Genomic DNA, 21,290 nt, shown 5'->3' with positions numbered 1-21,290 from the left:
CCACACGTGTGGGCCGCCGACCGCGACCCGCTCACCGTGGGTAATCCTGCGGCGCCCGAAAAGTCACTGACGATCATACGAACGGGAAGAAGACAGTCGTATGCGCACCCGTCGCGCCATGCCCGTGTACGCCGTCCTGCTGAGGCCACTCGTTCTCTGTCTCGCGCTGTCGGCCGCCCCGGCCGTGGCCGCGACCGGGCGGGCCGTGGCGACCCCCGCCCCGCTGCCCCTCGCCGACACGCCGATCGGCGAAGGGGTCACGATCGAGGGCCCCTGATCAACACCCCGGCGTTTACCCGCCTGTTGTGACCGCGTCGGCGGCCTCGTCCTCGGGTGTCAGTTCGGCCGGGAAGCCGGTCCAGCGCAGCTCCGCGGGCAGGTGCCGCATGTCATTGAAGAAGACCAGCGAGGCGGGGCGTCCCGGCGCGTAACGGATCACGGTCAAAGCCGCGTTGCCGTGATTGAGGCCGAGCCAGCGCCACGGCGGTGCGTCGAGGGCGTCCCGCACGAGCCAACCGATCAGGAAGTTGTGCGTGACCAGCAGCTCGTGGCGCGGCTCGGCGCCGGGCACCGGGCCGGTGAAGCGTTCCAGGGCGGCGCGGGCCAGCGCGGGCCCGCCCTCCCGCTCCTCGGCGGGGAACCGGGCCAGCCGCTGGAGCGTCGACTCCGCGCTGTCCGGCGGGAGTTCGTCCCGTACGGGCATGTACGGGATGTAGTCCCCGGCGGCCTCGCAGCGGTGCAGGGGCACCCCGTCGAGCCGCTCCCCGACCAGCCGGGCCGTCTGCTCGGCCCGAGGCAGCGGCCCATGGTGGATCGCGGAGAGGGGCACGCCCCGCAGCCGCTCCCCGAGCAGCGCGGCCTGGCGCCGTCCGGCCCGAGTCAGCTCGCTCTCGTCGGCGGTGGCCTCACCGTGCCGGGCGAGATAGAGGTGCCGGACGGCGCTCCCGCTCACGCCCGCGGGCCCTCGTCCTCCAGATTGCCCTCGGTCTCCAAGTAGGCCTGCCGCAGCGCTTCGAGGACCGCCGGGTCGGGCTTCGCCCACATGCCGCGCGACTGAGCCTCCAGGAGGCGCTCCGCGATGCCGTGCAGCGCCCAGGGGTTGTTCTCCTGGAGGAACTGCCGGTTGGTCGGGTCCAGGACGTAGGTCTCCGTGAGCTTGTCGTACATCCAGTCGGCGACGACGCCCGTCGTGGCGTCGTACCCGAACAAGTAGTCCACGGTCGCGGCGAGTTCGAAGGCGCCCTTGTAGCCGTGGCGGCGCATCGCCTCGATCCACTTGGGGTTGACCACCCGCGCGCGGAACACCCGCGAGGTCTCCTCGACCAGCGTGCGCGTGCGGACCGTCTCGGGGCGCGTCGAGTCGCCGATGTACGCCTCGGGGGCCGTGCCCCGCAGCGCGCGCACGGTCGCGACCATGCCGCCGTGGTACTGGAAGTAGTCGTCGGAGTCCGCGATGTCGTGCTCGCGGGTGTCCGTGTTCTTCGCGGCCACCGCGATGCGCTTGTACGCGGTCTCCATCTCGGCGCGGGCCGGCCGGCCTTCGAGCCCGCGCCCGTACGCGTAGCCGCCCCACACCGTGTAGACCTCGGCGAGGTCCGCGTCCGTGCGCCAGTCGCGCGAGTCGATGAGCTGGAGCAGCCCCGCGCCGTACGTGCCCGGACGCGAGCCGAAGATGCGGGTGGTGGCCCGGCGCTCGTCGCCGTGCTCGGCCAGGTCGGCCTGGGCGTGGGCGCGTACGTAGTTGTGCTCGGCGGGCTCGTCCAGCGAGGCCGCGAGGCGCACCGCGTCGTCGAGGAGGCCGATCGTGTGCGGGAACGCGTCGCGGAAGAAGCCCGAGATGCGCAGTGTCACGTCGATGCGCGGGCGGCCGAGGTCCTCGTACGGGATGGCCTCCAGGCCGGTGACGCGGCGCGAGGCGTCGTCCCAGACGGGGCGGACACCGAGCAGCGCCATCGCCTCGGCGACGTCGTCGCCCGCCGTGCGCATCGCGCTCGTGCCCCACAGGGACAGGCCGACGGAGGTGGGGTAGTCGCCGTTGTCGTTCTTGTACCGCTCGATGAGCGAGTCGGCGAGGGCCTCGCCGGTCTCCCACGCGAGGCGGGAGGGGACGGCCTTGGGGTCGACGGAGTAGAAGTTGCGGCCGGTCGGCAGGACGTTGACCAGGCCGCGCAGCGGGGAGCCGCTGGGCCCGGCGGGGACGAAGCGGCCCTCCAACGCCCGTACCGCGTTGTCCAGTTCGGCCGTGGTGCCCTCCAGGCGGGGCACGACCTCGCGGGCCGCGAACTCCAGGATGGCGGCGACCTGCTCGCTCTGGCCCGCGGCCACCGAGGCCACGGCCGCGGGGTCCCAGTCCGCGTCGTCCATCGCCTGGACCAGCGCGCGGGCCTTCTCCTCGGCCTCGTCGGCGCTCACGCGCGTCGCCGCGGACTCGTCCAGGCCGAGCGCCTCGCGCAGACCGGGCAGGGCGGAGGTGCCGCCCCAGATCTGGCGGGCGCGCAGGACGGCGAGGACGAGGTTGACGCGGTCGCCGCCCGCCGGGGCGGTGCCGAGGACGTGCAGGCCGTCGCGGATCTGCATGTCCTTGATCTCGCAGAGCCAGCCGTCGACATGGAGGAGGAAGTCGTCGAAGCCGTCGTCGTCCGGGCGGTCCTCCAGGCCCAGGTCGTGGTCGAGCTTCGCGGCCTGGATGAGCGTCCAGATCTGCGCCCGGATCGCGGGCAGCTTCGCCGGGTCCATCGAGCTGATCTGCGCGTACTCGTCCAGGAGCTGCTCCAGGCGCGCGATGTCGCCGTAGGAGTCGGCGCGGGCCATGGGCGGCACGAGGTGGTCGATGAGCGTGGCGTGCACGCGGCGCTTGGCCTGCGTGCCCTCGCCCGGGTCGTTGACCAGGAACGGGTAGATCAGCGGCAGGTCGCCGAGCGCGGCGTCGGGGCCGCAGGCCGCCGAGAGGCCCGCGTTCTTGCCGGGCAGCCACTCCAGGTTGCCGTGCTTGCCGAGGTGGACCATCGCGTCGGCGCCGAAGCCGCCGTCGGCCGCGGGGGCCGCGATCCAGCGGTAGGCCGCCAAGTAGTGGTGGGAAGGCGGCAGATCGGGGTCGTGGTAGATCGCGATGGGGTTCTCGCCGAAGCCGCGCGGCGGCTGGATGAGGATGAGCAGATTGCCGCGCCGCAGGGCGGCCAGCACGATGTCGCCCTCCGGGTCGCCGCCGTCGCCCACCCGCGAGCGGTCCAGGAACATCTCGCCGGGCGGCGGCCCCCAGTGCTGCTCGACGGAGTCCCGCAGCTCCTGCGGCAGCGTCGCGTACCAGCGCTTGTAGGCGGCGGCCGGGATGCGGACGGGGTTGGCGGCCAGCTGCTCCTCGGTGAGCCATTCCTGGTCGTGGCCACCCGCGTCGATCAGCGCGCGGATCAGCTCGTCGCCGTCGCCCGAGACGAGGCCGGGGATGTCGGCCTCGGGGCCGAAGTCGTAACCCTCGGCGCGCAGCCTGCGCAGCAGCGCGACGGCGGAGGCGGGGGTGTCCAGGCCTACCGCGTTGCCGATCCGCGAGTGCTTGGTCGGGTACGCGGAGAGCACCAGCGCGAGGCGCTTGTCGGCGGCCGGGATGTGCCTCAGGCGTGCGTGGCGTACGGCGATCCCGGCGACCCGGGCCGCCCGCTCGGCGTCGGCGACATAGGCGGGGAGCCCGTCCTCGTCGATCTCCTTGAACGAGAACGGCACGGTGATGAGGCGTCCGTCGAACTCCGGGACCGCGATCTGGCTCGCGGCGTCGAGCGGCGAGACGCCCTCGTCGTTCTCCTCCCAGGCCGAACGCGACCCGGTCAGGCACAGCGCCTGGAGGATCGGCACGTCGAGCCCGGTCAGCGCGCCTGCGTCCCACGACTCGTCGTCACCGCCCGCGGAGGCCTCGGCGGGCTTGGTGCCACCGGCGGCGAGGACCGTCGTGACGATGGCGTCGGCGGGGCGCAGCGCGTCGATCAGCTCGGGCTCGGGGGCGCGCAGCGAGGCCACGTACAGCGGCATCGGGCGGGCGCCCGCGTCCTCGATGGCACCGCACAGGTCGTCGATGAACGCGGTGTTGCCGCTCATGTGGTGGGCGCGGTAGTACAGCACCGCGACCGTCGGGCCCTCGATGTCGCGGGCGGCGCGCTCCAGCGGGCCCCAGGACGGCGCGGGCGCCGGCGGGTCGAAGCCGTGGCCGGTGAGCAGCACGGTGTCGGAGAGGAAGCGGGCCAGCTGCTCCAGGTTCGCGGGGCCGCCGTGCGCGAGGTAGGCGTGGGCCTCGGCCGCGATGCCGACGGGCACCGTCGAGGAGGCCATGAGCTGGGCGTCGGGTGCCTGTTCGCCGGTGAGCACGACCACCGGCAGACCGCTGGCGATGAGCTGGTCGAGCCCGTCCTGCCAGGCGCGGACACCGCCGAGGAGGCGTACGACGACGAGGTCGGCGCCCTCCAGGAGCGAGGGCAGCTCGGCGAGGTCCAGGCGGGAGGGGTTGGCGAACCGGTAGTCGACCGGACCCCCCGCCGCGCGGGCGCTGAGCAGGTCGGTGTCGGAGGTCGACAGCAGCAGAAGCATGCGGGCGCAGGCCTTCCTCGGGGTGTCCGCGCCCCGGGTGGTCGTATGGACGGCAGGAGTTCCTGGCTCGCCCCACCTCGGTGGGGCTCACAGTGGCGGGACCGCGCCGGATTCGCACCGGCCTTCCTCCCTCGGGTCCTGGTGGACCCACGCCGTCGCTGGCGTCGGCGGACCTGGCGGGCCGCCGCCTGCATAGTAAGTCCTGCCCGCCGCCGGTGGGGCGGCCGCCTGCCGGGACGGCCCGTCTCGGGAGGCGACCGGCCGGATCGGCGTGGGTATGCTCGCCGCCATGCCGCCCAGCCGAGCACCTTCCATGAACCAGGGCGAATCCCCCCTACGTGATCGGGTGCGCGACCGGGGCGACGCCTGTCCCGGGGCCCTGCGTCTGCACCGCGCCGACGACGGCGCGCTGGCCCGACTCCGGCTGCCCGCAGGACTTTTGACGGTACGTCAGGCGCTGGCGCTGGCCAACGCGGCCGAGCGTCTCGCGGACGGGAACCACAGCATCACCTCGCGCGGCAACATCGAGCTGCGCGGCCTCGGCGAGAGCTGCGGCGGCGAACTCTCCGCGCTCCTCGCGGACGCCGGCCTGCTGCCCTCCGAACGCCACGAGCGCGTCCGGAACATCGTGGCCTCCCCGCTGGCGGGACTCGACCGACTCGGCCACGCCGACGTGCAGTTGTGGGCCCGCGAGCTGGATGGGCTCCTGTGCGGGCAGGACTGGACGACAGCGCTTTCCGGCCGTTTCCTCTTCGTTCTCGACGACGGGCGCGGGGATGCCGCCGGGCTCGGCGGCGATGTGACCTTGATCGCAGAATCGGGCGGTACGGCGCTGGTACGCGTCGGGGACAGCGCCCGGCGGCTCCCGGGCCCCGACGCCCCGCGCGCCGCCCTCGCCGCGGCCGGGGCCTTCCTCGCCGCGGCCCGCGAGGCGGGCAACGGCGCGTGGCGGGTGACGGAACTGCCGGCCGGGCGGGGCGTGGACCTGGCGGAGGCGTTGGCGGCGGCGGGCCTCACGACGGAGCCCGTGACGCCGGACGCCTCGCCGAGCGGGTTCCCTTCCGCCGGGCGACCGCCGGCCGGGGCGGCTTCTGGGCTGACGGAGACCTCCGCGGCGTCCGGGTCGTCCATCCCGTCCACCCTTGCCTCCGCGCCGCCCGCACCCCCCGCGCCCAGCGCCCCGTCGGCCGCCGCCCCGCCCGCCCCCGGCGTCATCGGTGACGCCGACCTGGGGTACGCGGTCGTGGTGAGTGCCCGGCTCGGCCGGGTGAGCGCTGCCCAGTGGCGTGCCCTGCTTCCCGCGCCCGGCGGGGAGATCCGGGTCACCCCGTGGCGCGGCTTCGTCGTCCCGGGCTTCGCGGACGAGGCCGCCGCGCGCGAGCGGCTGCGCGCACTGGCCGACGCCGGTTTCCTCACCGACCCCCGCTCGCCCTGGCTCGGCGTCGGCGCCTGCACCGGACGCCCCGGCTGCGCCAAGTCCCTCGCCGACGTCCGCGCGGACGCCGTCCCCGGCGCCGGGGGCCTGCCCGTCCACTGGTCCGGCTGCGAGCGCCGGTGCGGACATCCGCGCGGCGACTGGGTGGACGTACTCGCCACCGGAGAGGGGCGCTACGAGGTGAGCGTGCGCACCGGCGGCAGCACGGCACCCGTGAGCGGCGGGACATTGACCGAGACGGTCACGACAGCACGTACGACATCCGCAACCACCACCACAACGGCCACGAGATGAGCGAGAGCACAGTGTTCGACTACGAGAAGGACGGCGCGGCGATCTACCGCGAGTCCTTTGCCACCATCCGCGCGGAAGCGGACCTCGCCGGTCTGCCCGCCGACATCAGCCAGGTCGCGGTGCGGATGATCCACGCCTGCGGGATGGTCGACCTCGTCCGCGACCTCGCCTTCAGCCCGCGGGTGGTGGCCGACGCCCGCAAGGCGCTGCGCGACGGCGCGCCGATCCTGTGCGACGCGAACATGGTCGCGAGCGGCGTCACGCGCAAGCGGCTGCCCGCCGACAACGACGTGATCTGCACCCTCACCGACCCCTCGGTCCCCGACCTCGCGGCGCAGCTCTCCACCACCCGCAGCGCGGCCGCCATGGAGCTGTGGCGCGACCGCCTCGAAGGCTCCGTCGTCGCCATCGGCAACGCGCCCACCGCGCTCTTCCGCCTCCTGGAGATGATCGAGGCGGGCGCCCCGCGCCCGGCCGCCGTCCTCGGCATACCGGTCGGTTTCGTCGGCGCCGCCGAGTCCAAGGACGCCCTCTCAGCCAACCGCCTCGGCCTGGAGTACCTGGTCGTACGCGGCCGCCGGGGCGGCAGCGCGATGGCCGCCGCCGCGATCAACGCGATTGCGAGCGAGGCGGAGTGAACACCGAGACCCGGACCCCCAAGGGCAAGCTGTACGGCGTCGGCCTCGGCCCCGGCGACCCCTCCCTGATGACCGTCCGCGCCGTCGAGGTCATCGCCGCCGCCGACGTGATCGCCTACCACTCGGCCCGGCACGGCCGCTCCATCGCCCGCCGGATCGCCGAGAAGCACCTGCGCGCCGACCACATCGAGGAACCGCTGGTCTACCCCGTCACCACGGAGACCACCGACCACCCCGGTGGCTACCGCGGCGCCCTGGACGACTTCTACGAAGAGGCCGCCGCCCGCCTCGCCGCGCACCTGGACGCCGGGCGCACCGTCGCCGTCCTCGCCGAGGGCGACCCGCTCTTCTACGGCTCCTACCAGCACATGCACAAGCGGCTCGCGCACCGCTACGACACCGAGGTCATCCCCGGTGTCACGTCGGTCAGCGCCGCCGCCGCCCGCCTCGGCGAACCCCTCGTGGAGGCCGAGGAGGTCCTGACGATCCTGCCCGGCACCCTCCCCGAGGAGGAGCTGGCCGCCCGCCTCGCGTCGACGGACTCGGCGGTCGTCATGAAACTCGGCCGCACGTTCGGCAAGGTGCGCGGCGCCCTGGAGCGCGCCGGCCGCCTCGACGAGGCCCGCTACGTCGAGCGCGCCACCATGGACGGCGAGCGCACCGGCCGCCTCGCCGACGTGGACCCCGAGTCGGTGCCCTACTTCTCGGTGGCGGTGCTGCCGAGCCGGGTGGCGCCGCTCACGGGCGGCCCCGGGCCGGAGCCCGTCGCGGACCGCCGCGGCGAGGTCGTCGTGGTCGGCACCGGCCCCGCGGGTCCCCTCTGGCTCACCCCGGAGACGCGCGGCGCGCTCGCCGCCGCCGACGACCTCGTCGGCTACACCACGTACATCGACCGGGTACCGCGCCGCCCCGGCCAGCAGCGGCACGGCTCGGACAACCGGGTGGAGTCCGAACGCGCCGAGTTCGCCCTGGAGCTGGCGCGGCGCGGGCGGCGCGTCGCCGTCGTCTCGGGCGGCGACCCCGGCGTCTTCGCGATGGCCACGGCCGTCCTGGAGGCCGCCTCGCAGGACGCGTACGAGGACATCCCGGTGCGGGTGCTGCCAGGAGTGACCGCCGCGAACGCCGCCGCCGCGCGCGCGGGCGCTCCCCTCGGCCACGACTACGCCACGATCTCCCTCTCCGACCGGCTCAAGCCGTGGGAGGTCATCGCGGAACGCCTGGCCGCCGCGGCCGCCGCGGATCTCGTCCTCGCCCTCTACAACCCCGGCTCGCGCAGCCGCACCTGGCAGGTGGGCAAGGCGCGGGAACTGCTCCTGGAGCACCGGACGCCCGATACGCCGGTCGTCCTCGGCCGGGACGTCGGAGGCCCGGAGGAGTCGGTACGGGTGGTGCGCCTCGGGGACCTCGATCCGGCCGAGGTGGACATGCGGACGCTGCTGATCGTCGGCTCTTCACAGACGCGGTGGACCCGGCGGGGCGCGGGAGAAGGAATCGTCTGGACCCCGCGGAGGTACCCGGAGGGGGGCTGAGAAGCCCCTGCGGGCGGCTGGGAGCCGACCGCGCAGTTCCCGCGCAGCTGTCCAAGGCCCGAGCCGGGCGCCCCTTAAGGGGCGCGGGGAACGGCGCGCTCAGCCACGACGTACCCGCGGGCGGTTATGTCCGAGGGCTGACGGGCGCCGCGCAGCTGTCCAAGGGCCGAGGTGGCGCCCCTTCAGGGGCGCGGGGAACTGCGCGGCCAGTTCCCGCCGGCCCGCGGGTCAATGACGGCCCGCGGAGCGCTCCCGCTGGAGGAGGAGCCAGGCCACCGCCTCCCGAGGCGTGGTGACCACGGCGGCCGAGGCAGGCGCGACGGGGCGCCGGACCACCACCACCGGTACCCCCGCCTCGCGCGCGGCGACCAGCTTCGGCGCGGTCGCCGCGCCCCCGCTGTCCTTCGTCACGAGGACGTCGATCCGGTGCGCGCGCAGCAGCTCGCGCTCGCCGTCGAGCGTGAACGGGCCCCGCTCCAAGAGGGTCTCCATGCGGGCGGGGAACGGCGGCTCCGGCGCGTCGACGGATCGTACGAGGAACCACAGCCGTTCCAGCTCCGGGTCCCCGGCGAACGCGGCGAGGCCCATCCGCCCGGTGGTGAGGAAAACCCGCTCACCAAGGGCCGGAAGCACCCGCGCCGCCTGCTCCAGGGAGTCGACCGGATGCCAGTCGTCGCCCTCACCGGCGACCCAGCCGGGCCTGCGCAGGGCGAGCAGGGGAACATGGGCCGTGGCGGCGGCCTCCGCCGCGTTGAACGAGATCGTCCCGGCGAAAGGATGGGTGGCGTCGATGAGCGCGTCCACGCGGTGCTCCCGCAGCCACACCGCCATCCCCTCGGCCCCGCCGAACCCGCCGACGCGGACCTCGCCGGGCGGCAGCCGGGGCGCCGCGACCCGTCCCGCGAGGGAACTGGTCACCCGCAGCCCCGCCTCGCCCACGAGCAGCTCCGCCAGGCGACGGGCCTCGGTCGTTCCCCCCAGAATCAGTATGTGCACGGAGTTCGGTTTCCTTCATGAGTGAGCCAAGTGGGCCAGATGAGCCAGGTGGGCAGAGTCGGCCGAGCGAGCCGGGTCAGGCAAGCGGGCCGAGTCGGCCGAGCGGGTCCGACGAGCCGGGTGCGGCGAAAGGCGGGCGCGGCGCCCAACTCAAGCACACCGGTCTGCGGTCCGGCTGGACGACCGGCGCCTGCGCGACGGCGGCGACCACGGCCGCCTACACGGCGCTGCTCACCGGCGACTTCCCCGACCCGGTGACGATCACGCTGCCCAAGGGCCAGACGCCCGCCTTCGCGCTCGCCGCCGAGGAGCGCACGGACACGTACGCCATGGCGGGCATCGTCAAGGACGCCGGCGACGACCCGGACGTCACGCACGGCGCGCTCGTCCGGGCCACGGTGCGCAGGCTGCCGCCCGGCTCCGGCGTCGTCTTCAAGGCCGGCCCGGGCGTCGGCACGGTCACCCGTCCCGGTCTGCCGCTCGACGTGGGCGAGCCCGCGATCAACCCCGTGCCCCGGCAGCTGATGCGCGACCACGTGGCTCTGGTGGCCGAGCGCGCCGGGACCACACCGGACGTCGAGATCACGATCTCCGTCGACCACGGCGAGGAGATCGCCCGCTCCACCTGGAACCCGCGTCTCGGCATCCTCGGCGGCCTGTCCATCCTCGGCACCACCGGCATCGTCGTGCCCTACTCCTGCTCGGCGTGGATCGACTCCATCCGCCGCGGCGTGGACGTGGCACGGGCGGCCGGGCGCACGCACCTCGCGGGTTGCACCGGCTCGACCTCCGAGAAGACGGTCGTCGCGGAGCACGGCCTCCCGGAGGACGCGCTGCTCGACATGGGGGACTTCGCGGGGGCCGTCCTGAAGTACGTACGCCGTCACCCCGTGGAGCGCCTCACCATCTGCGGCGGCTTCGCCAAACTGTCCAAGCTGGCGGCGGGCCACCTCGACCTCCACTCGGCGCGCTCCCAGGTCGACAAGGGCTTCCTCGCGGAACTGGCGCGGGCGGGCGGCGCCGACGAGGCACTGGCGGCGCGGGTGGCCGCCGCCAACACGGGCCTCGAGGCCTTGCGCCTGTGCGAGGCGGCGGGCGTGGCGCTGGGCGACCTGGTGGCGGCGACGGCACGGGACGAGGCGCTGGGCGTGCTGCGGGGCGCCCCGGTGGCGGTGGACGTCATCTGCATCGACCGGGCGGGAACGGTGGTGGGGCGAAGCGAACTCCGGGGCCCCTGAGGCGGGGACCACTCCGAGGAGCGGCCCGGAGGGACGTGCGCCCACGCCGAACAGCAGCCCCGGCCGGAAGCCGCCCACGCCGAACAGCAGCCCCGGCCGAGGAGCCGCCCGCGCCGAACCGCGGTCCACGCCGAACAGCATCCCGCCCCGTCAGCAGATGTGCCGGTCCCGGTCCGCCGAGTACAGGTGGCTGTCACGGAACTGCGTGGCGCCCAGCGTGCGGCCCACCAGGATGACGGCGGTCCGCACGATCCCCGCCTCCTTCACCTGCCCCGCGATGGACTCCAGCGTGCCCCGCAGGATCACCTCGTCGGGGCGGCTCGCGAGGGCGACGACGGCCGCCGGGCAGTCGGCGCCGTAGTGGGGCAGGAGTTCCTCGACCACCCGGTCCACGTACCCGGCGGCGAGGTGCAGCACGAGCAGCGCGCCGCTGCGGCCCAGCGTGGCCAGGTCCTCGCCCTCGGGCATCGGGGTGGCCCGCTGCGCGACCCGCGTGAGAATGACCGTCTGCCCGACGGTCGGCACCGTCAGCTCCCGCTTCAGCGCGGCGGCGGCCGCCGCGAACGCCGGGACCCCGGGGACGACCTCGTACGGGACGCCCGCCGCGTCGAGGCGTCGCATCTGCTCGGCGACCGCGCTGAACACGGACGGGTCCCCCGAGTGCAGCCGCGCCACGTCGAGCCCCCGCTCGTGCGCGCCCACCAGCTCGGCGGTGATCGCATCGAGATCGAGCCGCGCGGTGTCCACCAGCCGGGCGCCCTGCGGGCACTCGGCGAGCAGCTCGCGCGGCACCAGGCTGCCCGCGTACAGGCAGACCTGGCAGGCGGCGAGCGTCCGCGCGCCGCGCACCGTGATCAGGTCGGCCGCGCCGGGCCCGGCACCGATGAAGTACACCGTCATCGTTCTAGATCTCCTCGATCGCCTTGACGCCTTGACCGGCACGCTTGGTGACGGACCATTGGGTGACCGGCATGGCCTGGCGCCACCCGGTGAAGCCGCCCACGGGAACGGCCTGTGCGACCGCGAGCCGCACCAACTCGCCACCGTGGCGCCGGTACCAGCCGGTGAGCAGCGCCTCCGACTCCAGCGTGACGGTGTTGGCCACGAGCCGCCCGCCGACCGGCAGCGCCTCCCAGCAGGCGTCGAGGAGGCCGGGCGCGGTGAGGCCGCCGCCGATGAACACCGCGTCGGGCACGGGGAGTTCACCGAGCGCCTCGGGTGCAGCGCCGGTGACGACGCGCAGTCCGGGAACGCCGAGACGATCGGCGTTGCGCACGATCCGCCCGGCCCGTACCGCGTTCTTCTCGACGGTGACCGCACGGCACGCCGGGTGCGCCCGCATCCACTCCACCGCGATCGACCCCGACCCACCGCCCACGTCCCACAGCAGCTCACCGGGCGCGGGCGCCAGTGCCGCCAGCGTGGCGGCACGCACATGCCGCTTGGTGAGCTGTCCGTCGCTCTCGTACGCCGTGTCGGGCAGCCCGGGCACGGCACCGAGGCGCAGGGCGCCGGGGGAGCGGCGGCACTCGACCGCGATGACGTTCAGCGGATCGCCGGGTGCGTGCGACCAGGCCTCGGCGACACCTTCGTAACGGGACTCCCGACCCGAACCGAGCTGTTCCAGCACGCGCAGTCGGCTCGGTCCGAAACCCCGCTCGGACAGCAGCGCGGCGACCTCGGCGGGGGTGCCCGCGTTGGCGCTGAGCACGAGGAGGCGGCGCCCGTCGTACAGCGCGGACGCGAGGCGCGCCGCCGGGCGGCCGACGAGGGTGAGGACCTCGGTGTCCTCGACGGGCCAGCCGAGGCGCGCACACGCGAGGGAGACGGAGGAGGGGTGCGGCAGTACGCGCAGGGCGGCGGCTCCCAGCTCCTCGCTCAGGGCGCGCCCGATGCCGTGGAACATGGGGTCGCCGCTCGCCAGGACGGCGATCCGGCGCCCCGCGTGGGCCGCGAGCAGGCCGGCCACGGCGGGCCGCAGCGGCGAGGGCCAGGCGACGCGTTCGCCCGGGCACTCGGGCAGGGGCAGCAGATCCAGCTGCCGGGGCCCGCCGATGAGTACCTCGGCCTCCACGAGCGCCGCGCGCGAGGTGGCCGGCAGGCCTTCCCAGCCCTCCGCCCCGATACCCACGACGGAGACAGCCGGTATGTCCGGCATGCGTGGGGTACCTGGTATGCCCGGTGTGTCGGGAGGGGGTGCGGGGGTCACTGCTGGTACCTGACCTCGGGTTTCGGGAAGGGCTGCGCAGCCGCACTCTACTGGGGACCTGGCCACGCCCCCTTATCGCCTCCTGGGGGTGCTTCGAGGGGGCCATCCGTGTCGCTGTTGGGCTGAACGGGTGACTTGGCGTAAGAATTGCCCGGTGCAGACAACGAGTGCGAGCCAGGACGGGGTGGGCCAGTGAGTAGCAGTCAGCGCCACGACGTCACCGACGAACAGTGGGAAGGGCTCGCCCAGGTCGTACCGCTGCGCAGCCGCAACGAATGGCCTTCGTGGCCCGGACACAGCGCGCTGCCCGACGCGGAGACCGAGACGCGCCGGCGGTTCGTGGTGATGCGGGTCAATGTCTTCTCGGACGCCCGCGAGGTCGCCGAGACCGTCATGTCGCAGATCCCGGTCCTGCTCGACCTGACGGGCGCCGAGACGGACGTGGCCAAGCGCGTCCTCGACTTCAGCAGCGGTGTGGTGATGGGCCTCGGCTGCGGCATGCACCGGGTCGACAAGAACGTCTTCCTCCTCGCGCCGCCCGGCACGGAGGTCCAGGGCCTGGTCGAAGCGGTCGCGCAGCCGTAGGGGCCGGGCCGCGTGGTACGGCACCGCACGCCGGGGCCGTCCGCCAGGGCCCTCCGTCGGGGCCGGCCGTCGAGGTCGGCCGCGTTCTGTCGTAGCCCCTCGCTGATCGGGTCGGGGGATCTTTCGGGGGAATCCCCCGATCGTAGGAAGGTCGGTTGGGCGTAACGGTTCGCCCGGCCCGCCGCCCCTTAGCTTCCGAGCATGACGGTGCATACCCCGGTGCCTGCCGCCCGACCTGCGGCAGGCCAGGACCGACCGCAGGTCACCGAGTTACGGCTGTCGGCCTTCGCCGGGCACCGCGGCGCGGTGCTCCCCTTCGGCGCTCTGACGTTCCTCGCGGGCCCCAGCGGCAGCGGCAAGTCCAGCGCCCTGCGCGCGTACGAGGCGCTGGCGCGGCTCGGCGCCGGTGCCGAACTGGCCGAGGTCTTCGAGGACCCCGCGGCGTGCGTGCCCGAACGCGCCCGGGCCGACGGCCAGCGGCGGCGCGGCTTCCGCATCGGCTGCACGGTCGAGGGACCCGTCGGAACCGTGCGGCTCGACCTCGCAGTCCAGGTCGAGCCCGAACTGCGGGTCGTGGGCGAGCGGCTGACCCGCGGCGACCTCGTCCTCTTGGAGACGGCCCTGCGCGACCCCGGCCGGCCCATGGTCCAGGCCGCCTGGCACACCGCGGGCGCCGCGCCCGTGACCCGCGCCCCGATGCCGGACGACCGGCTCGGCACGGCCCTCGTGCCCCTGCGCGTGGCGGGCAAGACCGACGGGCAGCGCCTGGTCCTCGCGGCGGCCGAGCAGGTCGTGGTCGCGCTGCGCTCGGTGTTCCCCTGCGACCCGCGCCCCGGCCGGATGCGGGCGCCGGTCCCGGCCGGACGGATCGCCGCGGGCCGGCTGCTGGGGGGCTGCGACAACCTCGCCGAAGTGCTGTGGCGCACCCGTACCGAGTGTTCCGTACGCCACGCGCTGCTGGTCTCCGCGGTGCGCGAGGGCTGTGCGGGACCGGTCGGCGACGTGTACGCCGAGGAGGCCCGGGACGGTTCGGTGCAGGCCTACGTCGACCGGGGGGACGGGGTCCGTACGCCCCTCGCGCGGCTCGGGGACGGGGAGCTACGGTACCTGGCCCTCGCGCTCGTCCTGCTGACCGGGCCCGGCGTGCTCGCCGTCGACCCGGTGGCGGAGGTTCCGGCGGCGTACCAGACCCTGACGGTCGTCGCCGACGGCCTCGACCGCCGCATGGACGCCCGACAGTCGCGCGCGCTCGTCGAACTGGCGGCGCGCATGTGCGCGCGCGGCCACATCCGCCTGGTCGGGGCGGTCCGGGACGCGGCCTGGGCGACCGCGGCCGGTGCCTCGGTGGTAGACCTTGAGCCGTGACGGAACGACGTGACGTACCTGATGCAGCGGCACTTCAGCGCAGGCTGGCCGAGTTCGCGAAGGCCCGCGACTGGGGGCGGTACCACACCCCGAAGAACCTGGCCGCCGCGCTGAGCGTGGAGGCGTCCGAACTGGTCGAGATCTTCCAGTGGTTGACGCCGGAGGAGTCGGAGCGGGTGATGCGGGACCCGGACTCCGCGCACCGGGTGACGGACGAGGTCGCCGATGTCCTCGCGTATCTGCTGCAGTTCTGCGAGGTGCTGGGGATCGACGCGCTGGCCGCGCTCGCGGCGAAGATCGACCGGAACGAGGAGCGGTTTCCGGTTGCCGAGGGGCGCGGGAAGTCCGCCGGCGCGCGACCTGGGGGCCGGTAGGCCTTGGGGGTCGGTAGGCCCTTGGGGTCGGTAGGGCCTGCCGACTTGGCTTTCCGGGCCTCGTCGGCCCTACCGGCTTGGCTATTTCGGGGGCCTTGTCGCGGCCCCACCGTCTCGGCTTCGGCGGCTTCTGAGCACCGCGACAACCCGCCTCTCGATACTTTTGTCACTCTCCGGAGTGGTTGGCTTGTCGAAAATCGATTGGTTGTCCACAGATTTCCGGCTTCCCCTGGCTTTTCGACCGGATGGGTATCACTCTGGGTAGTGGACGCGGGAGTTCGGGCGAACGTGCGGCGTAGGCGCGCGGGAGGGTGGGGGTTGTGCATGAACGCGATGCGGCTCATCGAGGCGAACCGGCGTGCCCTGGCGCTGAGCGAGGACCCGGTCGCCATCGTCGTGGAGGTGTGGCAGTCGCAGGCGCTCGCGCAGGCGATCGGCAGCCGCCTCGCGGTGGCGGGCCCTCCTGAGTTACGGGGCGAGGCGCTGGGGCTGAGCGAGGTCGGTGGCAGAGCCTGCGGGGTGCTCGACGCCCCACGGCTGGGGACGGAGGACATCAGGGCCGCGCGGTTGACGGATACCGGCGACGCGCACGACGTCCTGCTCGCACTGGACCGGCTGCTCGGCGAGGTCGGCATCGCGCTCGTCGGAGTCGCGATGGGCGCCGCCGACGAGGGCGTGTACTGGCAGTGCATGGAGGCGATAGACGCCGCCGACGAGTCGAGGGACCGCGTCCTGGAGATGCTGCGCAGGCTCGCGGTGCGCGAGCAGGCTCTGCCGGAGGCGGATTCGACGGCGGGGTGGTCGTGAGGTGGAGGGGGAGGCGGAGGTGGTCGGGCGTGGGCCCTGGCGCGGTTTCGCGGACGGGCGCCCGCTGGGGTGGGGGCGGCGGCCATCATGTCGGTGGGTCGGTGGGTCGGTGGGTCGGTGGGTCGGTGGGTCGGTGGGTCGGTGGGTCGGTGGGTCGGTGGGTCCCGTGGCCGGCAAGCGGCCGGGCGTGGTGACAGTGGCGGTGGGGCCGGCGGAAGGGGGCGGCTGCGCGGGGCGGATGGCCGTGCGGGGGTGGGTGCCTGCCCGTGGGCGCCGGTGCCTGCGCGGGGCGGGCGGTTGTGCGAAGGCGGGTGCCTGCGCGGGGCGGGCGGTTGTGTGTGGGCCGGTGCCTGCGCGGGGGTGGGCGGCAGCGGATGGCTGGGGTACGGGGGCGGCCGAGGCCTTCGCGGGCGCGCTGCCGGCGGATTTTCACCCGACCGGGGCGGCGGGGGATCGGCGGGACCGGCGGGGTCGACGGGCATGCGAGCAGGCAGGATGGAGCCATGGACCTTCGAATCTTCACCGAGCCCCAGCAAGGGGCGACCTACGACACCCTGCTCACCGTCGCGAAGGCCGCGGAGGACCTCGGCTTCGACGCCTTCTTCCGCTCCGACCACTATCTGCGGATGGGTGCCGCCGACGGCCTGCCCGGCCCCACGGACGCGTGGATCACCCTGGCCGGGCTCGCGCGGGAGACCAAGCGGATCAGGCTCGGCACGCTCATGACCGCCGGCACCTTCCGGCTGCCCGGCGTCCTCGCGATCCAGGTGGCGCAGGTCGACCAGATGTCGGGCGGCCGGGTCGAACTGGGCCTGGGCGCGGGCTGGTTCGAGGAGGAGCACAAGGCGTACGGCATTCCCTTCCCGAAGGAGAAGTTCGCCCGCCTGGAGGAGCAGCTGGAGATCGTCACCGGCCTGTGGGCTACGGAGGTCGGCCAGACCTTCGACTTCGACGGCAAGCACTACCAGCTCACCGACTCACCTGCCCTGCCCAAGCCCGCGCAGTCCAAGGTGCCGGTCCTCATCGGCGGCCACGGCGCGACACGCACCCCTCGGCTGGCGGCGCGGTTCGCCGACGAGTTCAACATCCCCTTCGCTTCGATCGAGGACAGCGAGCGCCAGTTCGGCAGGGTCCGCGCGGCCGCCGAGCAGGCCGGGCGCAAGGGGGACGACCTGGTGTACTCCAGCGCTCTGGTGGCCTGCGTCGGCAAGGACGACGCGGAGGTCGCGCGGCGTGCGGCGGCCATCGGCCGAGAGGTGGACGAGCTGAAGGCCAATGGCCTGGCGGGTTCACCGGCCGAGGTCGTCGACAAGATCGGTCGGTACGAGGCGATCGGCGCGAGCCGTATCTACCTCCAGTGCCTCGACCTCGCCGACCTGGACCACCTGGAGCTGATCTCCTCGCAGGTGCAGTCGCAGCTGTCCTAGCCGCGACCCCCACACGTGGCCGCCGGGCACACCCCTCCGGTGCCTGGCGGCCACTCCTCCGCTTCTTGTGCGGTCCGCTTCTCGGGAGCTTCCGGGGCAGCCCGTTCCTGGGCAGTCCGGTTCTTGGACAGTCCGCTTCCTGGGCAGTCCGCCCCCAGGCGGGGCCCCGGAAGGCGTCCGCGCCGGGCCCTGGGACGGGCGTGGACCCGTTCGCGTTCCGCCGCTCGCCGCATCCGGCCGAATGCGCGCACTGCTTGGCGCATATGCCTCACGCGGCTCTCCAGCAGCGTCAATACCTGGTCAACAAGGTGGCGCGGGTGCGCCGGGTACGCGGGGAGGCGGGGGCGACTGTCGTAACGTTTGGTGCGCGCGGCCATCGAAGGCCAGTACGAACGGGCACACGCGCGAGGCGTCTTGGGGCAAGGGGTGCGGTCGGACGATGCGGAGCGACGCGGACGGCGGACCGATCCGGAACGGCACGGGGGAGACGGTGCGAGGCGACGCGGGCGGGGCGTTGTCGTTCCAGGTCCTCGGGCCGGTGCGTGCCTGGCGCGACGGGCGGCCGCTGAAGCTCGGCTCCCCGCAGCAGCGCGCCACCCTTGCCGCGCTGCTGCTGCGCGACGGGCACCCGGTTCCCGTGTCGGAGCTGGTCGACGCCCTCTGGGGCGAGGAGCCGCCGCCGCGCGCCGTCGGCACCCTGCGTACGTACGTCTCTCGGCTGCGCGGCCTCCTCGAACCCGGCCGCCGCTCCCGCGAGCCCGCCCGGCTCCTGGTGTCGGCCGGCGACGGATACGCGCTGCGGGTGCCGCGCGACGCCGTGGACGCGTGCGAGCTGGAGGACCGGGTGGCGGCCGCCCGGCGCATGCGCGCGGCCGGGCGGCACGCCGACGCCCACGGTGAGCTGACCGCGGCCCTCGCACTGTCGGACGGTGCCCCGTTGGCCGGCCTGCCCGGGCCCTACGCCGGCCGCCAGCGCGACCGGCTCACCGAACTGTCCGTCACCGCCCAGGAGGAACTCTTCGCCTGCGCCATCGAACTGGGCGCCCACGGCGAGACGACCGCTCCGCTTCGCGCCTTCGCCGCGGAACACCCGCTGCGCGAACGCCCCCAGGCCCTGCTGATGCTGGCCCTGCACCGCGCGGGACGGCAGGCGGACGCCCTCGCGGTGTACGAGGCCACGCGCCGCACGCTCGCCACCGAGCTGGGCGTCGAGCCGGGCCGGGAAATCGCCGCCCTGCACGAGGGGTTGCTCAACGGCGCGTCCCTCCCGCCGGTCGCCGATCCGCGCCCGTGCGCACCCCCGCCGCAGGCCGCGGAACGCCCCCGGTACCAGGTCGCGTCGGCCCGCGACGATGACCCTCGCCCCGGAGGTGGCTCCGGGAGCGGCCCTCGCCGCGACGTCGCTCGCCGACTGCACCCGGTTCCGGCCCCGCAGACGCCACGGGCCGCCTCCGCCCCGACCGGGCCGCTCACCCCAGCCGACGACGGGGCCCTCCATACCCCCGACAGGCAGTACGCGCCCCTCGTACCCGCTCAACTCCCGGCCGACATAGCCGATTTCGCGGGCCGCACCGGCGAAGTGCGGCTGCTGAGCGAGACGCTGCGCGGCGCGGTCTCCGGCGACACCATGGCCGTGGCCACGCTGACCGGACTCGGCGGCGTCGGCAAGACCGCGCTCGCCGTGCACGTCGCCCACGCCCTGCGCGAGGACTTCCCCGACGGACAGCTGTACGTGGACCTGCGCGGCACCGACCCCGCGCCCGGCGTGGACAACGGCAGCGCGCTCGCCGGGTTCCTGCGCGCCCTCGGCGTACCCGCGAGCGCCGTACCGGACGGCCTCGACCAGCGGACCGCCCTGTACCGCTCGCTCCTCGCGGGGCGCCGCGTCCTGGTCGTCCTCGACAACGCCCGCGACAGCGCGCACATACGGCCGCTGCTGCCCGGCACCCCCGGCTGCGCGGTCCTGGTGACCAGCCGCTCACGGACCATCACGCTGCCCGGCGCCCGCCTCCTCGACGTCGAGGCGATGCCCGAGCGGGGGGCGCTCGCCCTGCTCGCCGCGGTGATCGGCCACGACCGCGTGGCCGACGAACCGGCCGCCGCCCGCGAACTCGTCGCTTCCTGCGGGGGGCTGCCCCTCGCCGTCCGTATCGCCGCCGCCCGGCTGGCCGCGCGGCCGGGCCGCACCCTCGCCGATCTCACCGCCCGGCTGCGCGACGAGCACCGCAGGCTCGACGAGCTGCGCGTGGCCGACCTGGGCGTGGAGGCCACCTTCCGGCCCGGCTACGAGGCCCTCGGCCCCGGCCTCGCCCGCGCCTTCCGCATGGTCTCCCTCTGCCCCATGCCGTCCTTCTGCCGCGGCGCCGCGGGCGCCCTGCTCGGCGTGGCCGACGAGGAGGCCGAGACGATGGTGGAACTCCTGGTCGACGCGGGCCTCCTGGAGCCGCACGGTGAGGACCGCTACCGCTTCCACGACCTGGTCAGGCTCTACGCCAGGCGCCAGTGCGCACGCCACGAGAGCCCCCGCGAGCGCACCGAGGCCCGGCTGCGCCTCCTCGACCACGTCCTGGCCACCGTCGTGACCGCCATCCGCCGCACCGAGCCGCACACCGTACTGCCCGACCTGCTGCACCGCCCGGCCTCCCCGGGGGAGGACCTGCCGGACGAGGCGGCCGCGCACGACTGGCTCAAGGTCGCGCACTCCCGCCTGTACGCGACCGCCGAGAACGCCCTGCGCCACATCCCCGAGCACCCGGACCCGGACGACGGCGGTGGCGCCCCCCATGGCCTGCGCCCCGCCGTCGACCTGCTCACCGCCTGGTCCCATCTGCTGGCCGGCACCCCACGCCATCGCGATCTGGTGCCCCTGGCCGAGCTGGCCCTGGAGAGCGCCCGGCGGCACGGCGACGACCTCTGCGCGGCCCGCGCCCTGCGCCTGCTCGGCGCCCCGCACCACGGCACCGGAAGCCACGGCCGTGCCGAGCGGACCCTGCGTGAGAGCCTGCGCCTGGCCGCGTCGGCGGGCGATCCGCTGGTCGCCGCCGAGGCCGCCCGTGAACTGGGCGTCGTACTCATGGCCATGGGCCGCCCGAAGGCCGCCCTGGAGCAACTGCGGCTCGCCTACGCCAGATTCGGCGCGCTCGGCGGCCACGGCGACCAGATCCGCGTCCTGACCCCCCTCGCGCGGGCGCTCGACGTACTCGGGCGGCGCCCGGAGGCCGACACCGCGCTGGCCGAAGCGGTGCGCCGGGCACGGTGCGCCGACAGCACCTCCACCCTCGCGCACGTCCTCTACCAGGCGGGCTGCGCCCTGCTGCGGGACGGCCGCGCCGCCGAGGCCGCCGGCCGGCTGCGCGAGGCGCGGCGCCTGCACGACCGCTCGCGCGACCCGCGCCGGGCGGCGCTGTGCTGGGCCCGCCTCGCCTTCTGCGAACTGGACCTCACCGGCCCCCGCGCGGCCCTCGACTGCGCGGACGCGGCACTCGCCGTCGACGGCGAGCCGGGTGACGCCTTCTGCCACGCCCTGGCGATGGCCGCGCGCGGCCGGGCGCTGCTCGCGCTCGGCGACCTCGACCGGGCCAGGGCGGCCCTGCTGATCGCCCACCGCGCCATGGACCGGCGCGGCGCCGCGGAGGCCGCCGAGATCGCCGCGCTGCTCGCCCGGTGGGAGCCCCGCCGTGCGAGGAGACAGCACGCGGCGGCCGCTGCCGTGCCCGTATGACCCGCGTGCCGGCCACGGCTCGGGAAGCCGTCGGACCAGGTCGGCACGCGGGTCCGGTCAGGTCACGCGGTACTCATCCGCGCACCCACGACACCCACAT

The 21,290-nt window shown here is 74.6% G+C and carries 16 protein-coding genes and 1 riboswitch; of the genes, 11 read left to right on the top strand and 5 right to left on the bottom strand.

Annotation, left to right across the window (positions count from 1 at the left end; genetic code table 11):
• Nucleotides 1-100: 100 nt before the first annotated feature.
• Entirely contained in the window at nt 101-277 is a 177-nt protein-coding gene (locus ACZ5GP_RS27695; protein WP_468753396.1) for a hypothetical protein, read from the top strand.
• 15 nt (nt 278-292) lie between these two features.
• Here the strand turns inward: ACZ5GP_RS27695 and ACZ5GP_RS27690 are convergent, their stop codons facing one another.
• Together ACZ5GP_RS27690 and cobN are read right to left on the bottom strand one after the other, a co-directional pair.
• Entirely contained in the window at nt 293-952 is a 660-nt protein-coding gene (locus tag ACZ5GP_RS27690) for a histidine phosphatase family protein (protein WP_468753395.1), read from the bottom strand.
• Complete coding sequence (gene cobN / locus ACZ5GP_RS27685) at nt 949-4,572, bottom strand: cobaltochelatase subunit CobN (protein WP_468753394.1); 3,624 nt, start codon at nt 4,570-4,572, stop codon at nt 949-951. The genes ACZ5GP_RS27690 and cobN overlap by 4 nt, the downstream gene beginning before the upstream one ends.
• Before the next feature lie 43 nt (nt 4,573-4,615).
• Nucleotides 4,616-4,735, bottom strand: a riboswitch (cobalamin riboswitch).
• 114 nt (nt 4,736-4,849) lie between these two features.
• On the opposite strand from cobN, the gene ACZ5GP_RS27680 reads away from it, so the two are divergent.
• From ACZ5GP_RS27680 to ACZ5GP_RS27670, 3 genes are read left to right on the top strand one after another with little or no spacing between them, the layout of a single operon-like run.
• Entirely contained in the window at nt 4,850-6,301 is a 1,452-nt protein-coding gene (locus tag ACZ5GP_RS27680; RefSeq protein ID WP_468753435.1) for a cobalamin biosynthesis protein CobG, read from the top strand.
• An 11-nt stretch (nt 6,302-6,312) separates the two neighbouring features.
• Nucleotides 6,313-6,939 (top strand): precorrin-8X methylmutase, encoded by a 627-nt coding sequence (locus tag ACZ5GP_RS27675; protein ID WP_468753434.1) that lies wholly within the window; start codon nt 6,313-6,315, stop codon nt 6,937-6,939.
• The gene (locus ACZ5GP_RS27670) at nt 6,936-8,468 is read left to right on the top strand and encodes a precorrin-2 C(20)-methyltransferase (protein ID WP_468753393.1); all 1,533 of its coding nucleotides are present in this window, start codon (nt 6,936-6,938) and stop codon (nt 8,466-8,468) included. Before ACZ5GP_RS27675 ends, ACZ5GP_RS27670 begins: the two co-directional genes overlap by 4 nt.
• A 228-nt stretch (nt 8,469-8,696) precedes the next feature.
• Here the strand turns inward: ACZ5GP_RS27670 and ACZ5GP_RS27665 are convergent, their stop codons facing one another.
• The gene (locus ACZ5GP_RS27665) at nt 8,697-9,464 is read right to left on the bottom strand and encodes a cobalt-precorrin-6A reductase (RefSeq protein WP_468753392.1); all 768 of its coding nucleotides are present in this window, start codon (nt 9,462-9,464) and stop codon (nt 8,697-8,699) included.
• Nucleotides 9,465-9,481: 17 nt separating this feature from the next.
• On the opposite strand from ACZ5GP_RS27665, the gene ACZ5GP_RS27660 reads away from it, so the two are divergent.
• Nucleotides 9,482-10,702: a cobalt-precorrin-5B (C(1))-methyltransferase gene (locus ACZ5GP_RS27660; RefSeq protein WP_468753391.1), complete on the top strand. Its 1,221-nt coding sequence runs from the start codon at nt 9,482-9,484 to the stop codon at nt 10,700-10,702.
• A 150-nt stretch (nt 10,703-10,852) separates the two neighbouring features.
• Here ACZ5GP_RS27660 and cobM read toward each other — a convergent pair whose 3' ends face one another.
• Complete coding sequence (cobM, locus tag ACZ5GP_RS27655; protein ID WP_468753390.1) at nt 10,853-11,602, bottom strand: precorrin-4 C(11)-methyltransferase; 750 nt, start codon at nt 11,600-11,602, stop codon at nt 10,853-10,855.
• Between the two features lie 4 nt (nt 11,603-11,606).
• Nucleotides 11,607-12,860 carry a precorrin-6y C5,15-methyltransferase (decarboxylating) subunit CbiE gene (cbiE, locus tag ACZ5GP_RS27650; protein WP_468753389.1) on the bottom strand — a complete coding sequence of 418 codons (1,254 nt, stop codon included), beginning with the start codon at nt 12,858-12,860 and terminating at the stop codon, nt 11,607-11,609.
• Between the two features lie 243 nt (nt 12,861-13,103).
• Here cbiE and ACZ5GP_RS27645 point away from each other — a divergent pair, with 243 nt between their 5' ends.
• The 6 genes from ACZ5GP_RS27645 (at nt 13,104) to ACZ5GP_RS27620 (ending at nt 21,190) form a co-directional block, all read left to right on the top strand.
• On the top strand, nt 13,104-13,496 hold the full coding sequence (locus ACZ5GP_RS27645; protein WP_358580778.1) for a cell division protein SepF: 393 nt from the start codon (nt 13,104-13,106) through the stop codon (nt 13,494-13,496).
• 201 nt (nt 13,497-13,697) lie between these two features.
• On the top strand, nt 13,698-14,861 hold the full coding sequence (locus tag ACZ5GP_RS27640; RefSeq protein ID WP_468753388.1) for an AAA family ATPase: 1,164 nt from the start codon (nt 13,698-13,700) through the stop codon (nt 14,859-14,861).
• Entirely contained in the window at nt 14,858-15,235 is a 378-nt protein-coding gene (locus ACZ5GP_RS27635) for a nucleotide pyrophosphohydrolase (protein WP_468753387.1), read from the top strand. Before ACZ5GP_RS27640 ends, ACZ5GP_RS27635 begins: the two co-directional genes overlap by 4 nt.
• A 324-nt stretch (nt 15,236-15,559) precedes the next feature.
• Complete coding sequence (locus tag ACZ5GP_RS27630; RefSeq protein WP_468753386.1) at nt 15,560-16,042, top strand: DUF6099 family protein; 483 nt, start codon at nt 15,560-15,562, stop codon at nt 16,040-16,042.
• 503 nt (nt 16,043-16,545) lie between these two features.
• Entirely contained in the window at nt 16,546-17,469 is a 924-nt protein-coding gene (locus ACZ5GP_RS27625; RefSeq protein ID WP_358910953.1) for an LLM class F420-dependent oxidoreductase, read from the top strand.
• 439 nt (nt 17,470-17,908) lie between these two features.
• Nucleotides 17,909-21,190, top strand: a complete 3,282-nt coding sequence (locus ACZ5GP_RS27620; RefSeq protein WP_468753385.1) for an AfsR/SARP family transcriptional regulator — start codon at nt 17,909-17,911, stop codon at nt 21,188-21,190.
• Nucleotides 21,191-21,290 lie beyond the last annotated feature (100 nt).

It is taken from the genome of Streptomyces sp. NPDC031466 (assembly GCF_055581265.1).
Note: the sequence above shows the minus strand (reverse complement) of the source record. Positions and strands in the feature narration are given on the sequence as shown.